Genomic DNA, 23,626 nt, shown 5'->3' with positions numbered 1-23,626 from the left:
ATTTGTCCCTTAACTTCCTTCTAACTTCCCTAACTTCTCTTAACTTCCCCATATGCGAAAGTTCAGTCATTTTACGCCTTGTTGGCCAATGGCGCTGCCTGGGTATAGCCTCTTGCGCCAAGCTCCTTGTCGAGCATGTATAGACCATAGCCGTTGTCCTTGATCATGCGAAGGTTGTCGATGATGTTCTGGGCGTTCTCCTCTTCCTCCACCTGCTCATCTACAAACCACTTGAGCATGCTCTGTGTGGCATAGTCATTCTCCTGGGTAGTGAGAGCGAAGAGGTTGTTGATGAGGGAGGTAACCTTCTGCTCGTGTGCCAAGGTTGACTCGAAGACATCCAATGGATTCTCCCATGTGGTAGGAACGGCATCTATAGCCTTCAATTCCACGTGACCGCCACGCTGGATGATGTAATTGAAGATAATCTTGGCATGGTCTTGCTCCTCCTGAAACTGAACCTGGAACCAGTTACCCATACCTGGGTTGCCGTTGGCATGGCAATATGCCGCCATAGACAAATATAGGTAAGCTGACCACATCTCTGCATTAATCTGGGCGTTGAGCGCCTCTTCTACTTTCTTGTTTAGCATGGTTTTCTAAATTTAATGGGTTAGACTTTTTGTTTGTACCATATATGAAGAATGACAATTCTTTGCCTTTTCTTATAAGCACATCGCAAAGTTACGGCTTTTATTTGAAATGACAAAAAATATTAAGAAAATTTTAATCTTGGAAGATTCAATTTCTGAAAGTATGGTTACGTTAATGGGATAAAGAAAGAAGGGTTCTCTTTGATAAGCCGCTTTCGTGACAATGCTTGTCTCTTTTATGTCTATGCTGGTCCACGTACTGGAAAACGTGGTCGCCCCAAGACCAAGGATGGCAAGATTGATATGAAGAATCTTGACCTCACTCGAATGGAGAAGATGGAGATGAAAGATATAGAAGGAACAGCTTATACTTTGATAGCCTATTCCAAGGCACTCAGGTGTAAAGTTAGACTTGTCATCTGGCAGATGCCGAATGGCAAGAAGAAACTATTCTTCTCTACAGACACCTCACTTTCGGGTGAAGAGGTACTTCTTTATTATAGAACCAGGTTCAAGATCGAATTTTGCTTTCAATGCTTCGTTCACATCACTAATGTTGCCAAGGTAACTATGAAGGAGATGGGAATGGAATATTCTATGTCTTCATTCAAGTCACTGATGACCAACATTTATCTGGTGAAACGAATTTTTAAAGCAAGTGGGTACACCCCGAACCGAACTTTAATTAGCAAGATTTTCAAAGATCTCTCGTGCTTACAGCGTATAGCTGCTTAGCACATTATTGAATTATTAACGAACTATTGTGCAAATAATCAAGCGCTTTTATCTTCTTTGAAAACTGTTTTTATACAATCCCAAGAGGCTCGTGAGGATATCTTCAAGGCAGATTAATATGCCCCTAAAACCTTCCAGTCGTCTATGAGTTTGAACAGTCGGGGCATGGCTGGCTTGTAGCTGTCGGGATAGGTGAGGGAATAAACGAAGAGTATTCTGCCACTCTTGATGAATTTATCATAATGACTGTAGCCATCTACTCTTACTCCGTTTTCATAGACAGGACCGGAGAGGATGAATGCCTTATCCGATGCCTGCATCGTCCGCTCCGAATGAAGCTTCTGGGCAAGAGAATCGGCACAAGCCTGAAGGGTGTTGCTATAGTTGGGGGTAACGTAACTCTCCAGGATGATGTTGGCATGATTGGTGAATGAGAAGCGGGCATAGCCCTGGTATCCCGATACCGAAGTATCCTCCTGCTGGAAGAAGCAAGGATATTTGATAACGTAGCCGAAGTCCGGATCATTGTATTCCTTCATGGGCGCCATCTCTACCTTGGTTTTGAAATCCGCCATCGGTGTATGCTTCTCTTTCGTAACCTCATGGTGATAGTTGATGATGAAGTTTATCATCATCAGCAAGACAACTGCTATCAAAAAAATCTTCTTCATATCTTTGCTTCTTTTGTATTTTAGCTGCAAAGGTATGAAGAAGAAGGGAAACTGCCAAATAATAAGTATGACATTTTAGTTTCTTAAATGTTTATTTCTTCCCTTTATTGATGATATAAATTCCGGCAGTAGCCAATGCGCCTGCTATCAGATACTTCCAGTAGAAGGTTTCGCCAAGACAGAGGCAGGAGGTGATGGCTCCTACTACGGGGATGAGCGAATTGTATATCGCTACCTTTCCTACGGGATTGCAGCTCAATAATTTGTTGTAGAGAGCGAAACTGATGGTTGAGATGGCGATGAGCAGCAGCAGAATCGTGATGCCCCAGAGGCTGATGACTGGCAGATAACCACCCATTAACAATGCAGGAATCACCAGCAAGGCTCCACCGATGCTCAGCGAATAACCGGTTCCTACGAAAACATCCACTCTCTTGCTCAATCCTCGGGTCAGCAGGGAAGCACTGGCTCCACACAGGGCATTGAGGATAATCATGCCATCGCCCAGGAATGTGAAACTTCCGCTTTCCTTTCCACCAAGGTTCAAGGCAAGGATGCCCAGGAATCCGATGATGCAGCCTAAAGCCTTTCGCCACGTCATCCTGTCGCTCTTGAAGAAGATGCAGGCAAAGATAACCACCGTGAAGACGCTCATAGAATTGAGTATCGCCGAACGTGCTCCTGCATTATGTGAGAGTCCGAAATAGAAGAAAGCATAATGAAGGGTGGTGTTGAGGAGTGCATAGAGGAGAAGGAACCAGACATTCTCTTGAACAGCTTTCTTCTTGAATCCGAATTTACGATGCGAGCTTCTGGCGATGGCAAGGATGATGATGCCGGAGATGAAGAAGCGGATGCCTGCAAAAAGCATCTTGCTTCCGGTCATGTCTGCTGTAATCTGATATTCCTCCATTCCCATTTTTATCAATGGGTAAGCCCATCCCCACGAGATAGCAGCCGTAAGGGCGAACAGGCTTACCCATACCGGGCGCTGAAATATACTGAGTGTATTTGTTTCTTTCTTTTCCATTATAATTTAATTGGTATTCCCTTGCTTCTGTGTTTGCTAAATGACAATCTACAAGTCCCCCAGATGTCTTTCTATAGGAATTCCGCGGTTCTTGTCCTTGTCATCCTTGTTGATGTCTATCCAGTTGCGCAGGGTATCCATGGCGATGCGGGTGGCATGGCGAAGATAATCGCCGTCCTTCAGTCTGCCCACGATGATGCTGGAGAAGATGTCGCCGGTGCCCGGGAACTGAACAGGGATTTCTTCGTAGGGCAGGAGGAAATACTCTTCTGTAAGATGATTGAAACCTACTACGGCATGCTGCCCCTCTACGATGCACGAGGTGATGAGCACGGAGTGGGAACCGATGGCTCTCAGTTTATCTATCAGTTCATAGGCTTCCTTCTCCGAGATTCCCTCTTCCTTGTATTCCGAATCCGTCAGCAGGCAAGCCTCGGTATAGTTGGGAAAACAGAGATGCGATACGCTCAGCATCTCCTTCATGCATCTCACGGTACTCTCACTGGCTCCACCATAGAGCTTGCCGTAATCGCCCATCACGGGATCCACATAGATGTCGGTGCCCAGTGCAGCCTGTTCTCTGCAATAACGTGCCACAAGCTTAGCCTGACGCTCCGAAGCCATGAAACCCGTGGTGATGGCATCGAAGTGAATGCCCAGTTCGTTCCACTTCTGCAAGGCTTCCTCGATATACGAAGTGCATTCCAGAATGGCGTACTTGCCGTATGGGAACGTGTTACTGATGAGCATGGTGGGTAGATTGAACACGTCGAGTCCCATATAAGAGAGGATAGGCATCTGAACTGCGGCAGATACCTTTCCGTAGCCACACATATCGCTGATAATAAGGATATTACTTTTCGCTTTCATTCTTTCTTTTTTCTACTTGCTTTTCTTTCTTATCCTGATTATCTCTTAGTAGCTGGCTGTACACTTGATGCCCAGTGCCTCTACACGGTCCTTGATGGCATCGAGTACTTCCTTTGGTGCCTTTTCCAGCAACTTGTCTGGTGTTTCGCGGGCGATGGTATAAACCATTACCTGCTGAGGCTGGATGTCTTTCACTGCCTCCAGCCAAGGAGCTACGAAATGTTCGCTGGTATTGTCCAAACCGTCACCTCTCAGGAACATGGTCTGGATGATGACGTGCCCCTTGAACATCTTCAGATATTTGATCACATCCTTCACGTCGTAGTTAGGCTGCTGAGGGCGGTCTAGCTTCTTGATGTAATCCATATCCACGGTATCCAGTTTCAGGATGTTGTTATCCACGAGCATCAGCGCCTCTCTCACTTCCTCCTTATATATATAGGTGGCGTTGCTGAGTACGGATACTTGTGCTTCAGGGAAATATTTCTTGCAGAGTTCCATCGTATCTTCCACGATTCCCTTGAAGTCTGGGTGTCCCGTAGGTTCACCGTTTCCGGCGAAGGTGATGTCGTCCAGAGGCTGGTTGTTGTCGTGGTGCTCTTTCAAAACCTTCTCCAATCCTTCTCTTACCTCCTCGCGGGTAGGGCGCTTCTTCTTAGGACGGAAGTCGGCGTTGAATCCGCATTCGCAATAAACGCAGTCGAATGAACAGACCTTGCCATCAGATGGCATGAGGTTGATGCCCAGTGAAACTCCCAGACGGCGGGAGTTTACCGGACCGAATATCGGTGATGGATAAATAATCGTTGACATAATCTTATTCTCCTTTATCTAATCTATTCTTTATTTTATCTTGGTAATACCTATTTTTATACCAATCTTATTTACTTGTTTGTAATTTGGTGGGCAAAAGTACTAAAAAATGTTGGAATGAACAAATAAATCAACTGAAAATCGATTTATCCTTACCATTTGTCTTCTATCTCCGATAGATTGTGTACTTTTGCATTCCAAACTGGGGAGATTCTTGGTGATTTCGGTTCGGATTTAAAGGAAAAAACAAAAAAGTTGATGTTTTGCTTAGTTTTTCGCTTGGCTCAACTGTATAGATAGTATATGAACAGAAAAAAGGACATAGAACAGTTATTCCGTCAGCATTATGTGAAGATGTACAATCTGGCCAGATGCATTCTTTCGGATGATGACGAGAGCAAGGATGTGGTGAGTGAAGTATTCGCCCAGATTCTTGCCGATGATGTGGTTCTGGTGCCTGGGAGTGAGGATGGTTACTTGATGCGGAGCGTACGCAACCGCTGTCTCAACCTGATAGCTCATAAGAGCGTGAAGGAAAGGGTGGCGAAGCTGCTGCTGGATGATTCCGACGTGATTCTCTCAGAAGAGACCGATGAACGGCTCGACCGGCTGCTGCTTCTCATCGAAGACCTGGAACCGCCTATCCGGCAACTTATTTTCCGTCTGCGCTATCTTCAGGAGAAATCTTATCAGGAGGTGGCTGATGAAGTGGGAGTGAGCAAGGTGACGGTATTCAACCATCTCTCGAAGGCGATGGACTGGATTAAGGAACAATTTAAATGAGCAAGACAATGACAAACATGAGTAAAGAAGAAAAGCGGATGATGCTCTTTGGCATGCAGGAGCATCCCGAGAAATATACCGACGAGCAGGTGGAGCACCTGCTTGCCGATGAGGAAGTGAAGGAGTTCTTCCATGAACTGGCGATGGCGAGAATGGCTGGCAAGAAAGCCAATCCGAAGGAGGTGGATGTGGATGGGGCTTGGAAGGAATTTGTTCAGGCACATCACGAGGATAAGATGGCGATGGATGCCGGCAAATCCAAGAACGTTTATCGCAACCGGATGAAGATTGCTGCATCCATCGTTGGCATCATCTTCCTTTCGGGGGTAGCCTTGGCTGCGATTCACAATGGCTGGTTGGGGTTCCCGGCTTCTGATCAGACAGCGGATAACAAGGCTGCGACAGAACAGCTGGCAACAACCCAGGCGCTGACGAATGACAGTCTTCGTGCTGCAACAGCAGAGAACAAGGATTCGCTTGGTATGAAGCCGGTGGTGTTTGATGATGCTGAATTGGGAACCATCCTGGCTCAGTTATCCGGTTTCTATCATGTCAAGGTGGAGTATGTGGATGCCGGTGCCCAGCACATACGTCTCTTCTTCAACTGGAACAAGACGAAGACTTTGGAGCAGAACCTGGAGATTTTGAATGCTTTCGACCGCATACAGATAGAGTATATTGACGGAACATTGATGGTGAAATAAGATAGGAGGATATATTTATGAGAGATTTTTGGAAACCAATGCCCGTTAGCGGCAAGCCTGTCAGAGAGCTTCTTCTTCTCTTCCTGCTGTTTGGGGTTCAGCAGTCTTATGCCCAGCGCATCACCCGACAATATAATAATGTGTCGTTCTCTGCGGCGTTGAAGGATTTGAACGCCCACCAGCATAAGTACACCATCAACTTCGTGTATGATGAACTGGAGGATTTCAGGGTGACCAAGAGCATCAGAAACCAGAGTGTTCCCGATGCCATCATGCAACTGATAGGATTCTATCCCATCAGGATGACGCAGGTGGAGGATAATATCATGGTGGAGTGTACGCAGAAGACTCCCACCAAGATGATAGGCCGTATTGTAGATACGCATCATCGCCCTATAGATTTCGCCAATGTAGCCCTGCTGAATGTTCGTGACTCTTCATTGATAAATGGCGGCGTGACGAATGAGAACGGCCAGTTCGTGATTCCCTGTGGAGCCAAAAAGGCGATAGTAAGAGTAAGTTGTGTGGGCTATATTACGACAAGCAATACCTTTAATATAGGTAAGATAGGGACAATAACTCTGAAAGAGGCAACAATGAACCTGCAGAAGGTGGTTGTAAAAGGACATCGTAAAACCTTTGAGATGACGAATGAAGGACTTGTTACTCAGGTGAAAGGAACACCTTTGAGCGAAGCTGGTACTGCCAACGATGTTATGGCGCAAGTGCCGAGTGTTTATGGCAGTGATGGAAAATACCGTGTTTATGGCAAGGGTGAAGCATTGGTATATGTGAATGGAAGGAAGTTGACGGATGAGGGGGAACTGGATAGAATAAGTTCCAAAGACATCGCCTCCGTAACTCTCAACAACAATCCTGGAGCAAAATATGATGCTACGGTAAAGGCTGTCATTGTGATCAGAACGAATAAGAAACAAGGTGATGGACTGAGCGGTGGGTTTACTTCTATGGCCCGGCAGGGACATTCTACATCTTTGTCTGAGGGCGGTAATTTAAACTGGCGTAGAGGAGGATTGGATATATTCGGAAGTCTTTATTATGATTTGACGCAAAGGTATCAGCATCAGATAGATAAAAAGACTGTCATTAAAGATGGAGAAATGTGGCAAATGCATAGCGACATCGGGATATTCCGGCTCAGGTGCGGAAGTCCGTGGATAGCCCAGCAGACATGTAAACCAAAAGATTATCATCGCACGGTACATGTTTTCCAATAAAAAGTAGTACCTTTGCATCATGGCAAAGAAGACTACCCAATTTGACTACGAGATACTCGTACGCTACATGCTTCCAAAAGGGATGCTTGACACCTTTGAAGTTACCAATGTCGATGAAGAGTGCACTGGTCTATACGATGAGACGAATACGGAAATCCGCATTCTTCATATCTATCTTGACGAACGTGACCTGCGCGATGATATGTGGCATGATTTGAAGCCGAATGGCTTTACTGAGCCCCGGGTGTTCAATGACTTCCCTGTGCGTGAGCACAAGGTTGCCCTTCATGTGCGCCGTCGCAGATGGCTTACGGAGGATGGGAAGAACCAACTGTTAGATACTCCTGCACTTATTGCAGACGGCACCAGCTACTCAATTGAGTTCGCTGCTTTTTTAAAAGAAATGGTTGGATACCTACCCAGTGACGGCCCAATGCGTGGCGCGATTCTTCCAGACTGACGGTAAGTACCTGAACCGTGTCTACAAGGAGCACCTGAGTGACTTTGAAGACTGGGACCAGAAGGATCATGCCGCAGAGTGGGTGCTCTTCGCCCAGAATATGGGCACGCACCTAAGCATAGATGAGAGTATGCTGCACAATGACCTCTTTACATTCCTCTCCAACAAGGAAGGCCATGGTAAGCGTGGTACGCTCATCGCAGCTGTCAAGGGGACTACCATTGCAGAAGTGGCAATGCGACTCATGGCTATACCGGAAGAGAAACGTCTTGCAGTGAAGGAAGTCACGATGGATTTCTCCGACAGCATGATGGGCATCATCAAGCAGGTATTCCCCAATGCGGAGATTGTCATAGACTGCTTTCATATCATGCAGCTTGCAGGCAAAGGTCTTGAGGAGATGCGCATGAAACTCAAGCGTGCTGCCGTCACGGAGAGGAATATGCAGGAAAGCAAGTTCAAGAAACTTGTGCAGGCAAGACGCAAGGCGAGGGCATACTATGCGAAGAACCACAAACCAAAGAAGAGCAAGAACGGCAAAACCCTTGGAAGGCCGCGAAAGCGCAAGAATGAGAAGTTTCAGCCAGAGATACTTGCCAATGGTGAGACTAAGGTGGAACTGTTGACTCATGTACGCTACCCTCTGCTCAAGAGCGGCAATGACTGGACGGACTGGCAGAAGAAAGGCATGAAGATTCTCTTCGAACTGGATAACCGAATCAAGACCGGCTATGGTTTGGTCTGCGCATTGAGAAACATCTTCAAGAAGAAGCAGAGCCGCAAGAAGGCCAAGAAGGCATTACATGCGTGGTACAAGAATATAGGCAGAAGCCACATCAGAGAGCTAATCGCAGTACGTGACACTATAAAGGAGAAGGAGGAGTATGTATTGAATTACTTCAACAATCGTTCAACCAATGCTTCTGCAGAATCTCTCAACTCAAAGATGAAGGGATTTCGGGCGCAGGTGAGAGGAGTAGCAGACTTGACTTTCTTCATGTACCGTATGATGATCTTCGGTTAACATGCCTGCTGGGCTATCCACGGACTTCCGCACCTGAGCCGATATTCCCCAAAAGCAAAGCACAAATTGCCACAAAGATAGGTTTCAATTATGTCTTCAATGAGAAACATTCCATAGGTGCTACTTATAATGTAAACTTTTTACCAAATAGTACTGCTTCATGGCCTACATATCAACGTGTAATGAAGAATGGGACAGAGTTGGAATCCATATCCTATGATATGAAATGGGATCGCAAGACGCCTCCTGCTCATTATGTGAATGCTTATTATCGGGGAGAATTCGGAAAATGGAATGTCGTTTTTGATAATGACTTGGTTGTTAGCCAGAACAAGGCTGTGCAGAATATTAAGGAGCAGAGTAGTGCTTCTGGTGAAAGTAATGTTAACAGCACAAACAAGGCGGACAATGTAATGGCTGCTTCTAAATTGGCGCTGTCTTATCCTGTTGGGAAAGGAAAGTTAGAAGGTGGTGGTGAGTTTATCTATACAGACCGCAAGGAAACTTACAACAATGTGGAACAGATAATAGCTTCTACAGATGACCATATCAGGGAAAATAAGTTGGCTGGATTCTTGACCTATTATCTTCCATTGGGAAAAATTGATTTAGAAGCAGGTCTGAGGTATGAACATACCGTTTCTGATTATTATGAGAAAGGAATCTGGATTGATGGACAAAGTCGTCGGTATGATAAATTGTTTCCGAATGCAAGTTTATCATTTCCGATAGGCAAAGCCAATTTCTCGTTGGATTATACGATGAAGACTCGTCGTCCGTCTTATCAGGAATTGAGCAGCAATATGCAATATGATGACGTCTTCACTTATGAAAAGGGAAATCCTCTTCTGAAGCCTGAAATTATCCATGACATAACCTTCGCAGGATTATACAAATGGGTATATTTAAATTTCAGTTTTCAACATATCAATGACTTCATAGTGAATACGATAGATTTGCAGCCGGGTGAAGGTAAACCGCTCAACATTCTAACGAATGTCAATCGTTCCCACATGAATACATATACGGCAGTTCTATCATTGTCGCCAAGTATAGGGATTTGGTCTCCTCGCTTGTCTTTGGTATTGATGGGACAGAATTTTGAAATGGTTCATTATGGGCAAATGCTCAAGTTGAACAATCCGTTGTTGATGACCAATTGGTTTAATTCTTTCTCTATTTCAAGAGGTTATATACTGACGGCTGATATGATAGGGCATACTTCTGGTGATAATACGATAGCAACCCTGAAGCCGAGTTTTCAGTTGAATTTGGGAATAACAAAGAAGTTTAAACAATGGACTTTTCAATTTCAGGCAACGGATGTCTTTCGTACAGCCCGTAACTCTATGTTTACCTATGGTACAAGTATGTTGCTCGATAAATGGAACTATAGCGATTCGCAAGCTGTTAAGCTAACTATAAGCTATCGTTTCAACTCTGTTAACAGCAAGTACAAAGGCACAGGAGCCGGTAATGAAGAAAAGAGCCGCTTGTAGTTCTTGTTAGGAAGAAACTCTCTTAATAAACAATGAATATATGACAATCGGTCAAGCGAAGGCAAAACCATATTGGTTTGCTCTTTGCTTGACCGATGTTTTTTATAATTCTTCTATCATCTTATTGATTGTTTCTAACATTCCAGGAGTTTGTTCGCACAAATGTTAAATCTCAGTTAACGTAACAAAATAGTTACCGAAATGTTTGGCGGTAAATAACTTTATTGTTACCTTTGCATCGTCCAATGAGGACAAAGTGTTCTTTAAACGTACTAAGATTATGAAATACAGCGAGCTGTATCGGAAGTTAAAGAAAGCGGGGTGCTTTCTACTTCGTCATGGAGGCCGACACGACATCTGGTCCAACCCTGCCAATGGGAAGAGCGCAGTCGTTCCTCGGCATGGAACTGGAGAGGTGCCGCAAGGCACTCTCAAATCTATCTATCAAGAACTTGGGCTTTAGCCCAGGTTCTTCTTCCATGAGAATCTTGGTATGCGAGAAGAACACTTTTGGATATGAACTTATAATAATATGAAGATATGGCAAGGAAAGTTACCGTTGTTGTGGAGTCTGGCAAGGATTTATATTCTTGCTTTATGACTGGGACCGATGACCTGACGTTTGGTCTCATCGGTGATGGCAAGACCGCAAAGGCTGCCATGGAGGATTTTCTTATAGCAGATAAGGAGATGAGGGAGTTCTACGAGGAGGAGGGCAAGGAATATCCAGACTTGGAGTTTCACTTCGTCTTCGATGTAGGGGCATTCTTCAACTACTATCCGCTCAGCATCTCGGCGTTTGCCAAATATATCGGTATGAACGCTTCTCTTTTGCGACAGTATGCGGCTGGCATCAAGTCGCCGCAAGGCAAGAGTCTGGAGAAAATTCGCCAAGGCATTGCAAAGATCAAGGAAGATATAGATACTGGACTCTTGATAGATAAGCCAGTTCTACAGTACGTTTAAAGAGCAGTCTCTTTCTAGCAAAGATGATTGTTTCATTTTTATTGTAAAAAGAGCTCGAAGCCCTGGTGCGTGACGCATCGGGGCTTTTTCGTAGCCAATATCTTCTTTTTATTACCTTTGCATAGGTTTTTCGAAAATAATCTATGTTTTGCTTAGTTTTTCGCTTGGCTCAACTGTATAGATAATAAGAAACAGAAAAAAGAAAGACAGATGTATATGAAAAAATGGATTATGATTTGTGCTTGTGTGGCTGTTTTTCAAACCGCATTAGCCCAGCGCATCACCCGACAATATAATAATGTGTCGTTCTCTGCGGCGTTGAAGGATTTGAATGCCCGCCAGCATAAGTACACCATCAACTTCGTGTATGATGAGTTGGAGGATTTCAGGGTAACCAAGAGCATCAGAAACCAGAGTGTTCCCGATGCCATCATACAACTGATAGGATTCTATCCCATCAGGATGACGCAGATGGAGGATAATATCATGGTAGAGTGTATGCAGAAGACAACACTTCGTTATAAGGGACGTATTATAGATGAGAGTGGAAATGCTGCCGAATATGCAAATATAACCTTGTTGTCGCCCATTGATTCTACGATCGTAGGACATGGTGTGAGTAATGAGAATGGAAGTTTTGTCATTCCTTGTAATTCCCGGAAGGTGTTAGCCCGTATCACATACGTTGGTTATAAGACTATCAGCCGTATATACAGCAATCCGGAAATGGGAATCATCAAATTGCAGCCCGAAACGATGATTATCAAGGGAGTTGTAGTGAAGGGTGAAAGACCTCAGTATAAAATGTCGCCTGGAGGAGTGGAGGTTGCCGTAGAGCATACCTTGCTTTCTAAGATGGCAAACACTTTTGATGTCCTGAACCTGTTGCCACGTGTCTCTGTAGCTGGACAAAAGATATCCGTGTGTGGAAAAGGCACACCGATTGTTTATATCAACAACAAGCGTGTGAATGACAATAATGAGATTGTAAACATCACTCCCGACAACATCAAGTCGATTTCGGTGATAACAAGTCCTGGAGCAGAATATGATGCCGAGGTAGAATCGGTAATTCGTATCCGCACCAAAGAGCGGCGTGCCAATGGGTTCAGCTTGCGTGCAGATGCTTTTGGTAAATACAACAAATGGATGTCGGATTACGAGCTTGTCAGCACCCGGTATCAGACCAAGAAATTTGAGATAGCCAATAGCTTATGGACGGGGGACTCTCATTTTGGTGAGGATAATCTTCTGAACACCGATATCAATTTGCCCGACAAGCATTATCACAACGACCAGCATTTTAATTCGGATACCAATAACCGCTTCTTGTCGGAAAAACTCTCAGCCGACTATTCGCTCAACGACAGCAATTCCATTGGTGGCTCTTATCGCTACTATGGCATGTTGAATGGCAGGACGAATAGTGCTAGCCAACAGGATGTATTTCTGAATGGTGTGGCACAGGGTAGCATTGGGCAGAATAAGGTTGCAAAGCCTCACCTTGGTTCACATGAGGCAGAAATTTATTATGTGGGAAAGATAGGACAGGTAGGTATCGATTTCAATGCCACATACTATACGGTCAATAACAGACGTAGTGACGAGAGTATTGAAAGCAGCAAGGAGTTGGGCAATCAGGAGGTACATTCAAGCAATCGTCAGAATAGCGATATGTGGGCAGGCAAGTTGGTTGTGAATATTCCTCTGTGGAAAGGAAATGTTTCTTTAGGAACAGAGCTGTCGAAGACCGACTCTCATGGAACGTTCCTGAATGAAGAGCAGTTGGTGCCATCCACAGAGACGGATATCCATGAAAGAAATGTTGCTGGCTTTGCACAATATGAACTGCCCCTCAGCAAGTGGACCATTGGTCTTGGTGTGCGTTACGAGAATATCATTCGCGACTATTTCTCTGGTGGAGTCAAGCAGGATGATGTGAGCAGAAGATACAGCAACTTCTTTCCTAACCTCAGCTTATCATGGAACAAAGGTAACTGGAATTGGCAGTTGAATGTCAACGAGAAAATAAATCGTCCAAGTTATCGACAGTTAGGCAACTTCATGCAGTTTGACAACCGTTTCCTTTATGAAGGCGGAAATCCTACCTTGCAACCGGAGAAGGTGTTCAATGTTGAGGCAATGATGACATATAAGTGGCTGAATGTTTCCGCAGGTTATAAATATCTGAAGGATGTGATAGAGTGGACCAAGTATATCTATCCTGGAAAGGAATTTGCTTATAGTACGTCGTTGAATTTCAACCATAAGCATCTGCTTTATGCTTCTGTCAATGTTTCGCCAAAGCTTGGCATCTTTCGTCCTAGGTGGGGATTCTATTATAAACAGCAGTTCTTCGATACCAAGAAGTATGGTGCCAGCAAGGCATTAAGCAGACCTTTGCTGTTGTGCTTGCTCGACAATAATTTCGCTCTTTCAGAAACCATGAACGCGGCTATCAGCCTGAATGCAGCAACCCCCAATGCAGATGGATTTCTTATGATGAAGAGTAATTACAGCGTCGATCTGCGGTTCGACAAGTCGTTTGCCAATCGCACATGGATCATTTATCTTTCTGCAAATGACATCTTCAAGACTACAAAGGAACGTTGGACGATGTACGGACTGGGAGCGGGTACCACAAAAGACTGCTACTACTATACTCGTAGCATCTCCCTGCAGGTTACGTATAATTTCAATGCCAAGCGCAGTAAGTATAAGGGCACAGGAGCCGGCAATGAAGAAAAGAGCCGCTTGTAGTTCTTGTTAGGAAGAAACTCTCTTAATAAACAATGAATATATGACAATCGGTCAAGAGAAGGCACAACCTTATTGTTTTGCTCTTTGCTTGACCGATGTTTTTATTTTTCTTCAGTTAGATACTCCTTTATTTGTTGCTCTAATATCGGAAGGTCGTTTGTAATCACATCCCAAACAACGTTGTTATCAACTTGGAAATATTCATGGACGCTATAGTTCCTCATGCCGTTCACTTGTTTCCAAGGAGTCTTAGGATGCGCTTGCCGAAATTCTTCAGTTAGCATATTCGATGCTTCTCCAAGAATTTCGATGTTCTTGACTACTGCGTAATACATCATGTCGTCTGCGATAAAATCCTCAAAGTTTTTACCTTTTGTATATCGGCAGATTCTTTCTATCGCCTGGAGCATGTGCTCTAGGCGGTTTTTATCTCTACTTCGTTCTCTCATATACTAAGATTTTATCACGTTCTACTGATTCCTGTGCAAAAGGAAGTAAGGTTCCTTCTGAGACCAAATCAACTTTTCTACCTAAGAGTTCTTCCAAATCACTCCACATGCCGAAGAATTTTAAACCTATAGGTTTACTCTTGTCCAAAGAAACCATAATATCGACATCGCTATCCTTCGTTTCTTCCCCTCTGGAGAAAGAACCGAACAGCCAGGCTTTCTGTACGGGTTGGGTGCTGAAATAATGGCGTAAAGCTTCTATGATGGCTCGTTTACCCATAATATCTCGTTTACCCATAATATAATGATGTTGTTTCTTGGTGCAAAGATACACTTTTTATTCGAAAGAGCAAGCTTTTTTCTAGTTTTTTATTACCTTTGCATAGGTTTTCCGAAAATAATCTATGTTTTGCTTAGTTTTTTGCTTGGCTCAACTGTATAGATAATAAGAAACAGAAAAAAGAAAAACTGATGTATATGAAAATACTTTTTCGTGTGCGTATAAGCTCGATGTTAAATCAAAAAAGAATCTGATATGAAACCTTATAGATACCCCCAAAAATTACGTCCCGATGTAGACTTTACCACATGGCGACGTAATCTTTCCTACATCACGACACAGATATTCCTGCGTTGCCATGTAATTTCAAGGACATCGGGAGAGATTACACGGATTCTTTATGAGATTATAATCGCTTCATGTAGCTTTTTCCAGGAAGAAACTCTCTTAAAACAATGAATATATGACAATCGGTCAAGCGAAGGCAAAACCATATTGGTTTGCTCTTTGCTTGACCGATGTTTTTATTAAGCCACTTTTTTCCCTTGTTTGTACAGGAAATCTGGGGCAAAATCAATTCCATTGTACCATTCCAAAGTCCAATGGGTAAGTCCAAATTGAATAAACTTATTCATGTCTTTAAGTTCTTCTCGCTTATTGCCTTTTAGTAATGGGAGAAAGTCAATGCGTCTTGTTTCGCCATTACTGAACTTTAAGTCCATGGTATAATCCTTAATGTAATCAACATCAACGATTCTTATTAAATCAATGTCAACCATAATTCAACTTATTTAAGAGGTTCAATTTTTATTATTTCCTTGCCTTCCTGTAATCGCTTCCAATTCATTTCAAGTTCGTTTTGATGAATCTCCATCCACTTGAATACGTCTTTAAGTACCTTTTTAGGCAATTCTCCTTTTACGATTCCATCTTGTATGGTAATAATGGCTTCGTAGTCTCCATATCTCACATGAAAATGTGGAGGATTGTGATCATCTCCAAACATGGCAATGATAATCTTTATTATTTTTTGGCAAAGATAAAAAAAAATATTGAATGTTCCAAATCTTTTTATTACTTTTGCATTGCTTTTCCAAAAAAAGTAGAAGATTTCTTCATTTTAGGGGTAATTGATTTCAGGAAAGCTTGTATATAAGAGTAGAAACAAGAAGAAAATGACGTGATAACAGAGGAAAATGAACAGCGGATGGAACGGCTGTTCCACGACCATTACGAGCAGATGTATCGCTTCGCCTTTGCCTTGCTCCATGATAATGAGGAGGCGAGGGATGTGGTGAGCGACGTGTTCTCCAGATTGTGGGATAAACAGCAGGTTCCAGACCGGACTTACCTGATGCGGAGCGTGAAGAATGCCTGCATCAATCTTATAGCCAGAAAGAAGAGAGATGAACGACTGAAACGGCTTCTCCCTCTCTCGGAAGAGAAATTGACGGAGGAAGAACCTTCTCGTCTGGAAGAGCGATGGCAGGCTGCCGTGGATTGCATCGACCATGACCTGACCGACCAGGCAGCTTCCGTCATCCGACTGTGCTATCGGGAAGGAATGTCGTATTCTGATTATGAGGTGAAAGAAGATGGGAAGCATGTAGGCAAAGTGAAATATGATGACGATGAAAGTCGTACGATTCTAGGTCCTGTTCATGAGGTGGATGCTATGAGTTAGGTTTTTTAAGAGATGATGTATAACAAAAAACGGGAATACATTCAGGATAGGAGGGATGATGAACTGGATGGAATTGGTAATTTGATGCAGTTATACAAATTTAACGGAAGAGATGTAATGGCTTTGGATAATAATGTGTACTTTTGTACTAGATAATGATGAAATAAAAACATATTGTAAGAATGAAGACGTTTTTTTGCTCTTTTGGACTGCTGATGGCTGCTGTGCCCGTGTTCGCTCAGAACACTGGGAAGGACTCTATTGTCTCTACTAAAGCTTTGGATGATGTGGTGGTATCAGCCTCCAATATCAGTCGTGTGGGTGATCATCTCGTCATCTATCCCAACAGCCAGCAACGAAAACATGCGGTCAATGGATTCGGGGTGTTGGAAAACCTGAATATCCCAGGACTCATCATCGATGCAAAATCGAATCAGGTGGATGTGATGGGACTGCAAGCCGCCTTGTATCTGAATGGGCAGGAATGCGACATCCGGGAAATACAGATGCTCCGTCCTCGTGACATCGAGAAAATAGAATATCATGATGCTCCATCTGGAAAATACGCCAAGGATAAGCTTGTCGTCAACTTCATCACCAAACAATACCGATATGGAGGATATGTGCAGGCTGACGGACTGCAGGCGATGGGATATGACCATGGCGACTATAACGTTGCCACCAATTATGTAAAAGGTAACAATTCCTATACTGTGTTTGCTGGTGCAAACTATAGTCATGTGGATGGTACTGAGACCTGGAACAATGAGAACTATCAGTTTTCACAATCCCTATTTGATAGGGAGAGCTATAGTAAGAATTCTTACCGGAATCATCAGGAATATATGCAGTTCCGCTATCAGAACCAGAAGGGAAAGAGATATTGGGTGGGCAAGTTTACGCTCGTCAACCTCTCTACTCCGAGAAATGCATCTTCTGGTTTTGCGAAGGAAAGCACAGAGACGGACATCTTCTCAAATATCAGGAAGAAGAGTCTATCTCCTAAGATTGACCTGAACGCCAACTTGCCATTAAGCAAGAATCAGACGCTTACCTTGGGAGTACATGGCAAGTATTCTGCCAACTCCTATCACCGCCTTTACCAGGAACAGCCTTTCGAGGCAATGACCGATGAAGACGAGAAAGCGCTGTCGTTCCAGCTGTCTGCCATCTATAATTATTTCTCTCAAAAGCATTCCTTATCTGTGGAACTGTTTCATTACCACGATGTCTGGAATGCTGATTATTCCGGCAATTGCGAACTATGGCAGCATCTCTGGAAAGGGGAGTCGTTGGCTTTCTTCTCCTATAATTTCCAGGCTAGCAGGCGCTTGAGTCTGAAAAACCGCATCGGATTGGATTGGCTTCAATATCATCTGCATGGAGACAACAGTTTTAGCCAGCTGTCTCCTCGCATCAATACGAATGTGCAATACCAACTGAATAAGGGAATGCTCTTGTGGTCATTCAACTTTGTGAACTCCAATCATGGTATGGATGTCATCAACCGGGCTATGATTCAGGTCAATTCCCACATGATGGAAAAGGGAATGCCCGAACTGAAGAAATCGCATGACATCAACACCTATTTATATTATATGGGGCGTTTCAACAGGTTGAGTATTTCTGCCATCGGACAATTCCGTTACAATCATCATCCTGTAACTGATGATTATTACCTGGATGAGGCAAACAGGAAAATAGTGAAGACTTACTCGAATGGTGGAAATGCTCAATATTATTCTGCTATCCTCGCCTTGCAGTACAAACTGTGTAAGTTTGCCAATCTGTCGGGAGATATCAGATATAACCATGCGGAGGTGAAGACTACCTGGTCGAAGCATAACAACAATTTGACGGGTAATCTTGGGTTGAATATGTTCATGGGTGATTTTGCCTTGAAGCCTTACCTGCATTTTGGCAAGAAGTCTTTAGATGAAGCTGCTTGGGTGATAAACAAGATTCCTATCGACTATGGAATGTCGTGTTCTTACAGCAGGGGCAACCTCTATGTAGAACTTCAGGCAGTATCGCCTTTCAAAAAGCAGGAGAAGCAATATTGGTTGGATTTGCCTATCTACAGCTACAGTAAGAGCATCAAAGACCAGACGGCTTCGCAATATGCCAGCATCAAGGTTGCTTACTCCTTCGACTTTGGCAGGAAGACCCAAAAAGTAGAGAAGGATGTTAATAAGAATATAAACAGCTCTTTGTTAAGAGTGGAGTAGAGTTTTATAAAACAAAAGATATAGGAACAGATGAAAATGTTAGATTTTAAGGTAAAAAGATTTGTTGGTATTATATTTCATTTGATTTTAGCTCAAATCAGTTTAGCTCAGACTGGTATCGCTAACCAAAATTTTGGAAAGGATACTCTGCAATTAAGGGAGGTTGTTGTTAGAGCAACCCGCCCTTTGGCAAAGTTGAACAGCGAAGGCTTTGTGACAGAAGTCAAAGGTACCGTTTTGGAAAAACTTGGTTTTGCAAAAGACATTATGGGTATGTTGCCTGGTGTACTGAATAATAATGGTTCCATTGAAGTTTTTGGCAAGGGAAAACCAGTCTTCTATATCAATGGACATATTGTCCGCAATAATATAGAAGTTGAGCAATTGAAGGCTAACCAAATAGATAAGATAACAGTTATAACGAATCCAAGTTCACGTTATGCTTCAACCGTAGGTTCCATCATAAAGATAACAACCATTAAAAAGGTTGGGGATGGTTTCTCCTTTGATAACATCGCGACTTTTGGTTATCGTAATTATATGTATGGCAAAGACAATTTGGATTTGAACTATAGAATTGACAATTTGGATGTTTTTGGAACGTTGGGATTTGAGAAAGGCAAGAATACGAACTCTAGCAAAAATGTTCAGAATTCATGGCTCTCGTCACATCATCAGCAGAATACGGCTATGAAATCGACACAACACTCAAACTTGATTGATGGTAAATGGGGATTTGATTTTTCCTCATCTCCAAAACTCTCATTTGGCGCATTTTACCAAGTATCTTATGCTCCAACAAAGACCAATTCGAGCATTATGTCATCATTATATTCTAATGATGTAATTGAAAGTGAGACTTCTGCATACAAGGATATCAAATTAAGAGATTTGGAACATTTGTTAGATGGATATTGCCATGGGGTTTGGGGAAAATGGAATTTGGAAATGACTTTTGATTTAATGTGGAAAAAAACACGTGAAAATCAAAACGTTATAGAGCAAACTGGCATCAATCAGAATTTCGGAATAAAAGATGTTGGGCATGCTAGGTTAATGGCAACGGAATTATATGCGTCACACCCGTTTCTTAAAGGTAATTTTAGCTTTGGAGTAGATTTCACCAATAGTAGCCGTGAGGAAAATTCAGAAAGTGAAAATAGCATTATGGCAGGCGAGAACAATAAAATACAGGAGCTGAATATGGCATATTACGTTGAAACAATGCAGCATCTAGGCAATGTAACATTCCGTATCGGTGGTAGGTATGAGCATGTGAACAGTGAATATTTTATAGGTGGCAGAAAAAATCACGAACAGTCACATGTTTATGATAAGTTTTTCCCGACAGCTTCATTGTCTCTGCCCATTGGAAAAACCATGGTGCAGTTGAGCTATTCTAAGCAATGCTATCGTCCATTGTACTCTCAGTTGAGTAACACGGTTCACTATGTTAACAAATATCTCTATCAAAGTGGAAATCCGTATTTGCAACCATCCTATAGCGACAACATCTCTTTGAATTTGAGGTATCGCTGGTTGGCATTAACTGCTAATTATAAAAAGGTACGAAACCAAATAATAACATCATATACATATTATGATGATGCGAAGACGATTGCCTTGCTCAGAAAGGAAAATTCTAGAAACTGTCTGTCTAACTTACAGATTATGGCTTCTTTTATGCCCGGATTCCTTTGGAAATGCTATTATCCTGTATTGGCATGTGGTGTTGTCTCGCAATTTTACAAGATTGATTACAGAGGAAATATAAAGCACGTGGACAATCCTTTGGTTGTAGTTAAGTTCAATAATATTTTCAAATTCCATAACAACTATATGGCGACAGTAAATTACAGTTGGCGTAGTGAGGGAAATAGTGAGAATATTAAGATGGGGAGTGTTGGACAGATAAATCTTTCTTTGGCTAAGGACTTATCTGAAAAATGGAATGTCAAGTTGTCTGCAAATGACATCTTTAATACTGCCCGCAAAAATACTTTTACCATTTTCAGCGGAATGAATGATGTCTATATTGAAAAGGCTGCGTCTGTAAGGGCAGTGGAATGTATCGTAAGATATAAGTTTAATACAGTTAAAACAAAATATAAAGGTAAAGGGGCAGGGAAAAAGGAAATGGATAGATTGTAACTGTTTAAACTCTATCCATTCCGGGATATGCTTATCGATTGTTTGTCGTAGTTCATATACCCTTATAAATGCAGCTTTATGGGGTCACTTGCAAAAGCGTGTGGATAGCATAGCACAATAAAAGCAAGCAGGTGTACGTTTATAGAGTAAACGTTAGAAGAAAATGGAACAGTATAGACTCTTAGCGGAATGCCTATTGCCAGCCCGCATGCTTGACTGGTTTGACTTGAAGACTGTACGTGTCGAGAAGAAAGGTGACACACAGGTGATTCACCTTTATCTCGATGAGAACGAGCAGAAACCTGACGACGGAGAAGACCTGCGCCCCAATGGATTTACACGCGAAAGTGTGTTTCACGACTTTCCGATTAGAGGTCAGGAAGTACTGCTTCACGTGCGCCGTCGCAGATGGCTTGATGCAGATGGTCACAACGTGATGACCGAATGCAATCTCATTCAGGAGTCCACCCGCTGCTCAACCGAGTTGGCGGATTTTTTAAAAGAAGCGTTTGGAGACGCGCCCTATAACGGCCCGTTCGTTTGAGGATGACTATCACATAGACGGTGATGAGTATGGCAGAGCCTACAAGGACCACCTAAGCGGCTATCGTGAATGGTCTGAACTAGGCCATGCTGACGAGTGGCTCATCTTCCCAGAGAACATAAGTCCTCACGTCAGCATAGATGAGACATGCTTGTCCACGGGAGAGGTATACACAATAGCCTCGAACAAGGATGCACATGGTCGCAAGGGATGCCTTATTGCTGTAGTCAAGGGCACTAAGGCAAAGGATGTCATAAAGGCATTGATGAAGATACCAGAAGCGTTGAGAATGAGCGTGGAAGAGGTTACTCTCGACTTCTCTGAGAGTATGCACAACATAGTAGAGACATGCTTTCCGAAGGCTATGCGTACGCTCGACCGGTTCCATCATCAGCAGTTTTGTCTTGAAGCCTTGCAAGAGGTACGCAGAGAGTATAGGCGTGAGCAGATGACACTTGATGCCAATGCTAGGGAAGAGCACCGTCTGATGATGCGCCAGCTGCAGGAGAACGATGGTCCATTTGTGGATGAGGAGGGCAATGCCATAAGGCGCAATGCAAGGTACTATCCCGAAAGACTTGAGAACGGAGAGACTCGTGCAGAACTCCTTGCACGCAGTAAGGGGCTACTTATGATGTCACCCGAGAAATGGACAGGCACACAGAAGGAACGTGCAGAAATACTGTTCCGTGAGTTTCCGGACATAAAGACGGCTTTCTCGCTTACCCACTCTCTTCGAATGATATTCTCGCAGAGGTGTACTAAGGAGCAAGGTGCTGTCAGCCTGCATTCATGGTACTCGAAGGTCGGTGATTTCGGCAACAAATCGTTCAATGATATTGCTGCCGCCATGTACGACCGTGAGGATGAGATCCTTAACTATTTTGTCAATCGCTCTACCAATGCATCAGCAGAATCCCTCAATGCAAAGATCAAGCATTTCAGAGCACAACTCAGAGGTATTATTGACCGTAAGTTCTTTCTCTTCAGACTAATGAAGATCTATGCCTAATCCACACACTTTTACTGGTGACCCGCTTTATGCTTCAATTTAACAGGATTTTTTCCTCCGTTTCTTTGCCATTTCCATCTTTTTCCTTAATTTTGCAGCAGAAACTCTATAATAGATATTTGTAATGGAAATAAGAATGAAGATGAAACAGGAAAAGATAAGAAAGATAGGCATCGCTTCGGCTCTGGGTCTGGTGGTGCTCGTGGTGCTGGGACTGTATGGCGCCAGCAACTATATGCTCAATTATTCGCTCAACTATCCGAAGGAGGAGAGAATGACGGCTGAGCATTGGAAGAATAGAATGAAGAAAGAGTGCCCCTGGATGATTGGCTGGATTGACTCTGTGTATCAGCACCATTGCGTGAAGGATACCTTTGTCACGATGCCATCGGGCTACAAGGCCCATGCCATCTATCTCTATGCACCGAAAACTACGGAAAAGACTGCCGTGGTGGTGCATGGCTATCAGGTGCGCTCCGAGGGAATGCTGCACATCGCCTATCTCTATAATCACGATATGGGGTATAATGTGCTCCTGCCAGATCTGTATGGACATGGAGAGAGTGAGGGCGACCATATCCAGATGGGATGGAAGGATAGATGGGATGTGATCAGATGGTCGGAAATCGCCAATGAGATTTTTAAAGTGAAGGGTGAAGAACGGAGAATGAAGAATACCCGTCAGGTGATTCACGGTATTTCGATGGGTGCGGCAACCACGATGGCAGTATCGGGAGAGAAGACTCCCGATTACGTGAAGTGCTTTGTAGAGGACTGCGGCTATACCTGCGTATGGGATGAGTTTTCCGCTCAGCTCAAAGAGCAGTTTGGCTTGCCTGCCTTCCCGCTGATGAATACCACTTCCGCCCTTTGCCAGTATCGCTACGGCTGGTCGTTTGCCGAGGCTCAGCAGATAGAGCAGGTTCGCAAGAGCACCAAACCGATGCTCTTTATCCATGGCGATAAGGATGCCTTCGTGCCCTACGCCATGCTGCATCCCCTTTACGAGGCAAAGACGAAAGGCAGAAAAGCCATCTTCATCGCCAAGGGCTCCGTTCATGCTATGGCATATCGCGACCATCACGAGGAATACACCCACATCGTGAAAGATTTTGTTTCTAAAGAAGAATAG

At 43.5% G+C, this 23,626-nt stretch carries 25 protein-coding genes; 16 read left to right on the top strand and 9 right to left on the bottom strand.

Annotated features, from left to right (window positions below; genetic code table 11):
* Positions 1-71 precede the first annotated feature (71 nt).
* Entirely contained in the window at positions 72-593 is a 522-nt protein-coding gene (locus tag NQ544_RS05950; RefSeq protein WP_006849328.1) for a ferritin, read from the bottom strand.
* 201 nt (positions 594-794) lie between these two features.
* On the opposite strand from NQ544_RS05950, the gene NQ544_RS05945 reads away from it, so the two are divergent.
* Positions 795-1,328, top strand: coding sequence for a hypothetical protein (locus NQ544_RS05945; RefSeq protein ID WP_006849327.1), 534 nt, complete (start codon positions 795-797; stop codon positions 1,326-1,328).
* Positions 1,329-1,441: 113 nt separating this feature from the next.
* On the opposite strand, the gene NQ544_RS05940 is transcribed toward NQ544_RS05945, so the two are convergent.
* The 4 genes from NQ544_RS05940 to NQ544_RS05925 all read right to left on the bottom strand — a co-directional run bounded on the left by NQ544_RS05940 (position 1,442) and on the right by NQ544_RS05925 (position 4,712).
* A complete protein-coding gene (locus tag NQ544_RS05940) occupies positions 1,442-1,999 on the bottom strand; it encodes a hypothetical protein (RefSeq protein WP_006849326.1) in 558 nt (185 codons plus the stop codon).
* A gap of 91 nt (positions 2,000-2,090) precedes the next feature.
* A complete protein-coding gene (locus NQ544_RS05935) occupies positions 2,091-3,029 on the bottom strand; it encodes a DMT family transporter (protein ID WP_006849325.1) in 939 nt (312 codons plus the stop codon).
* A gap of 48 nt (positions 3,030-3,077) precedes the next feature.
* Entirely contained in the window at positions 3,078-3,899 is an 822-nt protein-coding gene (locus NQ544_RS05930) for a bifunctional hydroxymethylpyrimidine kinase/phosphomethylpyrimidine kinase (RefSeq protein ID WP_006849324.1), read from the bottom strand.
* Between the two features lie 45 nt (positions 3,900-3,944).
* Positions 3,945-4,712 carry a radical SAM protein gene (locus tag NQ544_RS05925; protein ID WP_040553825.1) on the bottom strand — a complete coding sequence of 256 codons (768 nt, stop codon included), beginning with the start codon at positions 4,710-4,712 and terminating at the stop codon, positions 3,945-3,947.
* Between the two features lie 303 nt (positions 4,713-5,015).
* Here NQ544_RS05925 and NQ544_RS05920 point away from each other — a divergent pair, with 303 nt between their 5' ends.
* From NQ544_RS05920 to NQ544_RS05880, 9 genes are all read left to right on the top strand, one after another.
* A complete protein-coding gene (locus tag NQ544_RS05920; protein WP_006849322.1) occupies positions 5,016-5,495 on the top strand; it encodes a sigma-70 family RNA polymerase sigma factor in 480 nt (159 codons plus the stop codon).
* 17 nt (positions 5,496-5,512) lie between these two features.
* On the top strand, positions 5,513-6,199 hold the full coding sequence (locus NQ544_RS05915; protein ID WP_228023576.1) for a DUF4974 domain-containing protein: 687 nt from the start codon (positions 5,513-5,515) through the stop codon (positions 6,197-6,199).
* A gap of 17 nt (positions 6,200-6,216) precedes the next feature.
* Positions 6,217-7,437, top strand: a complete 1,221-nt coding sequence (locus NQ544_RS05910; protein WP_006849320.1) for a carboxypeptidase-like regulatory domain-containing protein — start codon at positions 6,217-6,219, stop codon at positions 7,435-7,437.
* A gap of 19 nt (positions 7,438-7,456) precedes the next feature.
* A complete protein-coding gene (locus tag NQ544_RS05905) occupies positions 7,457-7,897 on the top strand; it encodes an ISAon1 family transposase N-terminal region protein (RefSeq protein ID WP_006848975.1) in 441 nt (146 codons plus the stop codon).
* Complete coding sequence (locus tag NQ544_RS05900; RefSeq protein ID WP_006848974.1) at positions 7,875-8,921, top strand: transposase; 1,047 nt, start codon at positions 7,875-7,877, stop codon at positions 8,919-8,921. Before NQ544_RS05905 ends, NQ544_RS05900 begins: the two co-directional genes overlap by 23 nt.
* Entirely contained in the window at positions 8,828-10,420 is a 1,593-nt protein-coding gene (locus NQ544_RS05895) for a TonB-dependent receptor domain-containing protein (protein WP_082231276.1), read from the top strand. Before NQ544_RS05900 ends, NQ544_RS05895 begins: the two co-directional genes overlap by 94 nt.
* Positions 10,421-10,700: 280 nt before the next feature.
* Entirely contained in the window at positions 10,701-10,883 is a 183-nt protein-coding gene (locus NQ544_RS05890; RefSeq protein WP_040553868.1) for a type II toxin-antitoxin system HicA family toxin, read from the top strand.
* A 77-nt stretch (positions 10,884-10,960) separates the two neighbouring features.
* Positions 10,961-11,386 carry a hypothetical protein gene (locus NQ544_RS05885; protein WP_006849315.1) on the top strand — a complete coding sequence of 142 codons (426 nt, stop codon included), beginning with the start codon at positions 10,961-10,963 and terminating at the stop codon, positions 11,384-11,386.
* A 216-nt stretch (positions 11,387-11,602) separates the two neighbouring features.
* Positions 11,603-14,146 (top strand): outer membrane beta-barrel family protein, encoded by a 2,544-nt coding sequence (locus tag NQ544_RS05880; RefSeq protein ID WP_040553864.1) that lies wholly within the window; start codon positions 11,603-11,605, stop codon positions 14,144-14,146.
* Between the two features lie 101 nt (positions 14,147-14,247).
* Here the strand turns inward: NQ544_RS05880 and NQ544_RS05875 are convergent, their stop codons facing one another.
* The 4 genes from NQ544_RS05875 to NQ544_RS05860 all read right to left on the bottom strand — a co-directional run bounded on the left by NQ544_RS05875 (position 14,248) and on the right by NQ544_RS05860 (position 15,881).
* Complete coding sequence (locus NQ544_RS05875) at positions 14,248-14,595, bottom strand: HepT-like ribonuclease domain-containing protein (RefSeq protein ID WP_006849313.1); 348 nt, start codon at positions 14,593-14,595, stop codon at positions 14,248-14,250.
* On the bottom strand, positions 14,579-14,893 hold the full coding sequence (locus NQ544_RS05870; RefSeq protein ID WP_006849312.1) for a nucleotidyltransferase family protein: 315 nt from the start codon (positions 14,891-14,893) through the stop codon (positions 14,579-14,581). Before NQ544_RS05870 ends, NQ544_RS05875 begins: the two co-directional genes overlap by 17 nt.
* A gap of 509 nt (positions 14,894-15,402) precedes the next feature.
* Positions 15,403-15,657: a DUF2442 domain-containing protein gene (locus NQ544_RS05865; protein WP_155814079.1), complete on the bottom strand. Its 255-nt coding sequence runs from the start codon at positions 15,655-15,657 to the stop codon at positions 15,403-15,405.
* A gap of 5 nt (positions 15,658-15,662) precedes the next feature.
* Positions 15,663-15,881: a DUF4160 domain-containing protein gene (locus NQ544_RS05860; RefSeq protein ID WP_050758666.1), complete on the bottom strand. Its 219-nt coding sequence runs from the start codon at positions 15,879-15,881 to the stop codon at positions 15,663-15,665.
* A gap of 174 nt (positions 15,882-16,055) precedes the next feature.
* Between NQ544_RS05860 and NQ544_RS05855 the strand changes: the two genes are divergently transcribed.
* The 6 genes from NQ544_RS05855 to NQ544_RS05830 all read left to right on the top strand — a co-directional run bounded on the left by NQ544_RS05855 (position 16,056) and on the right by NQ544_RS05830 (position 23,626).
* Positions 16,056-16,559: an RNA polymerase sigma factor gene (locus NQ544_RS05855; RefSeq protein WP_006849308.1), complete on the top strand. Its 504-nt coding sequence runs from the start codon at positions 16,056-16,058 to the stop codon at positions 16,557-16,559.
* A gap of 182 nt (positions 16,560-16,741) precedes the next feature.
* Entirely contained in the window at positions 16,742-18,787 is a 2,046-nt protein-coding gene (locus NQ544_RS05850; RefSeq protein ID WP_006849306.1) for a TonB-dependent receptor, read from the top strand.
* 36 nt (positions 18,788-18,823) lie between these two features.
* Positions 18,824-20,938, top strand: coding sequence for an outer membrane beta-barrel family protein (locus NQ544_RS05845; RefSeq protein ID WP_208855012.1), 2,115 nt, complete (start codon positions 18,824-18,826; stop codon positions 20,936-20,938).
* A gap of 163 nt (positions 20,939-21,101) precedes the next feature.
* Positions 21,102-21,482, top strand: coding sequence for an ISAon1 family transposase N-terminal region protein (locus tag NQ544_RS05840; RefSeq protein WP_006847878.1), 381 nt, complete (start codon positions 21,102-21,104; stop codon positions 21,480-21,482).
* Positions 21,448-22,494, top strand: a complete 1,047-nt coding sequence (locus NQ544_RS05835) for an ISAon1 family transposase (protein ID WP_006846409.1) — start codon at positions 21,448-21,450, stop codon at positions 22,492-22,494. Before NQ544_RS05840 ends, NQ544_RS05835 begins: the two co-directional genes overlap by 35 nt.
* A gap of 136 nt (positions 22,495-22,630) precedes the next feature.
* On the top strand, positions 22,631-23,626 hold the full coding sequence (locus NQ544_RS05830) for an alpha/beta hydrolase (RefSeq protein WP_228023577.1): 996 nt from the start codon (positions 22,631-22,633) through the stop codon (positions 23,624-23,626).

Origin of the sequence: Segatella copri DSM 18205, from assembly GCF_025151535.1 — a bacterium.
GTDB classification, from domain to species: domain Bacteria; phylum Bacteroidota; class Bacteroidia; order Bacteroidales; family Bacteroidaceae; genus Prevotella; species Prevotella copri.
The sequence above is the reverse complement of the archived record's forward strand: the minus strand, read 5'-3'. Positions and strand labels throughout refer to the sequence as shown.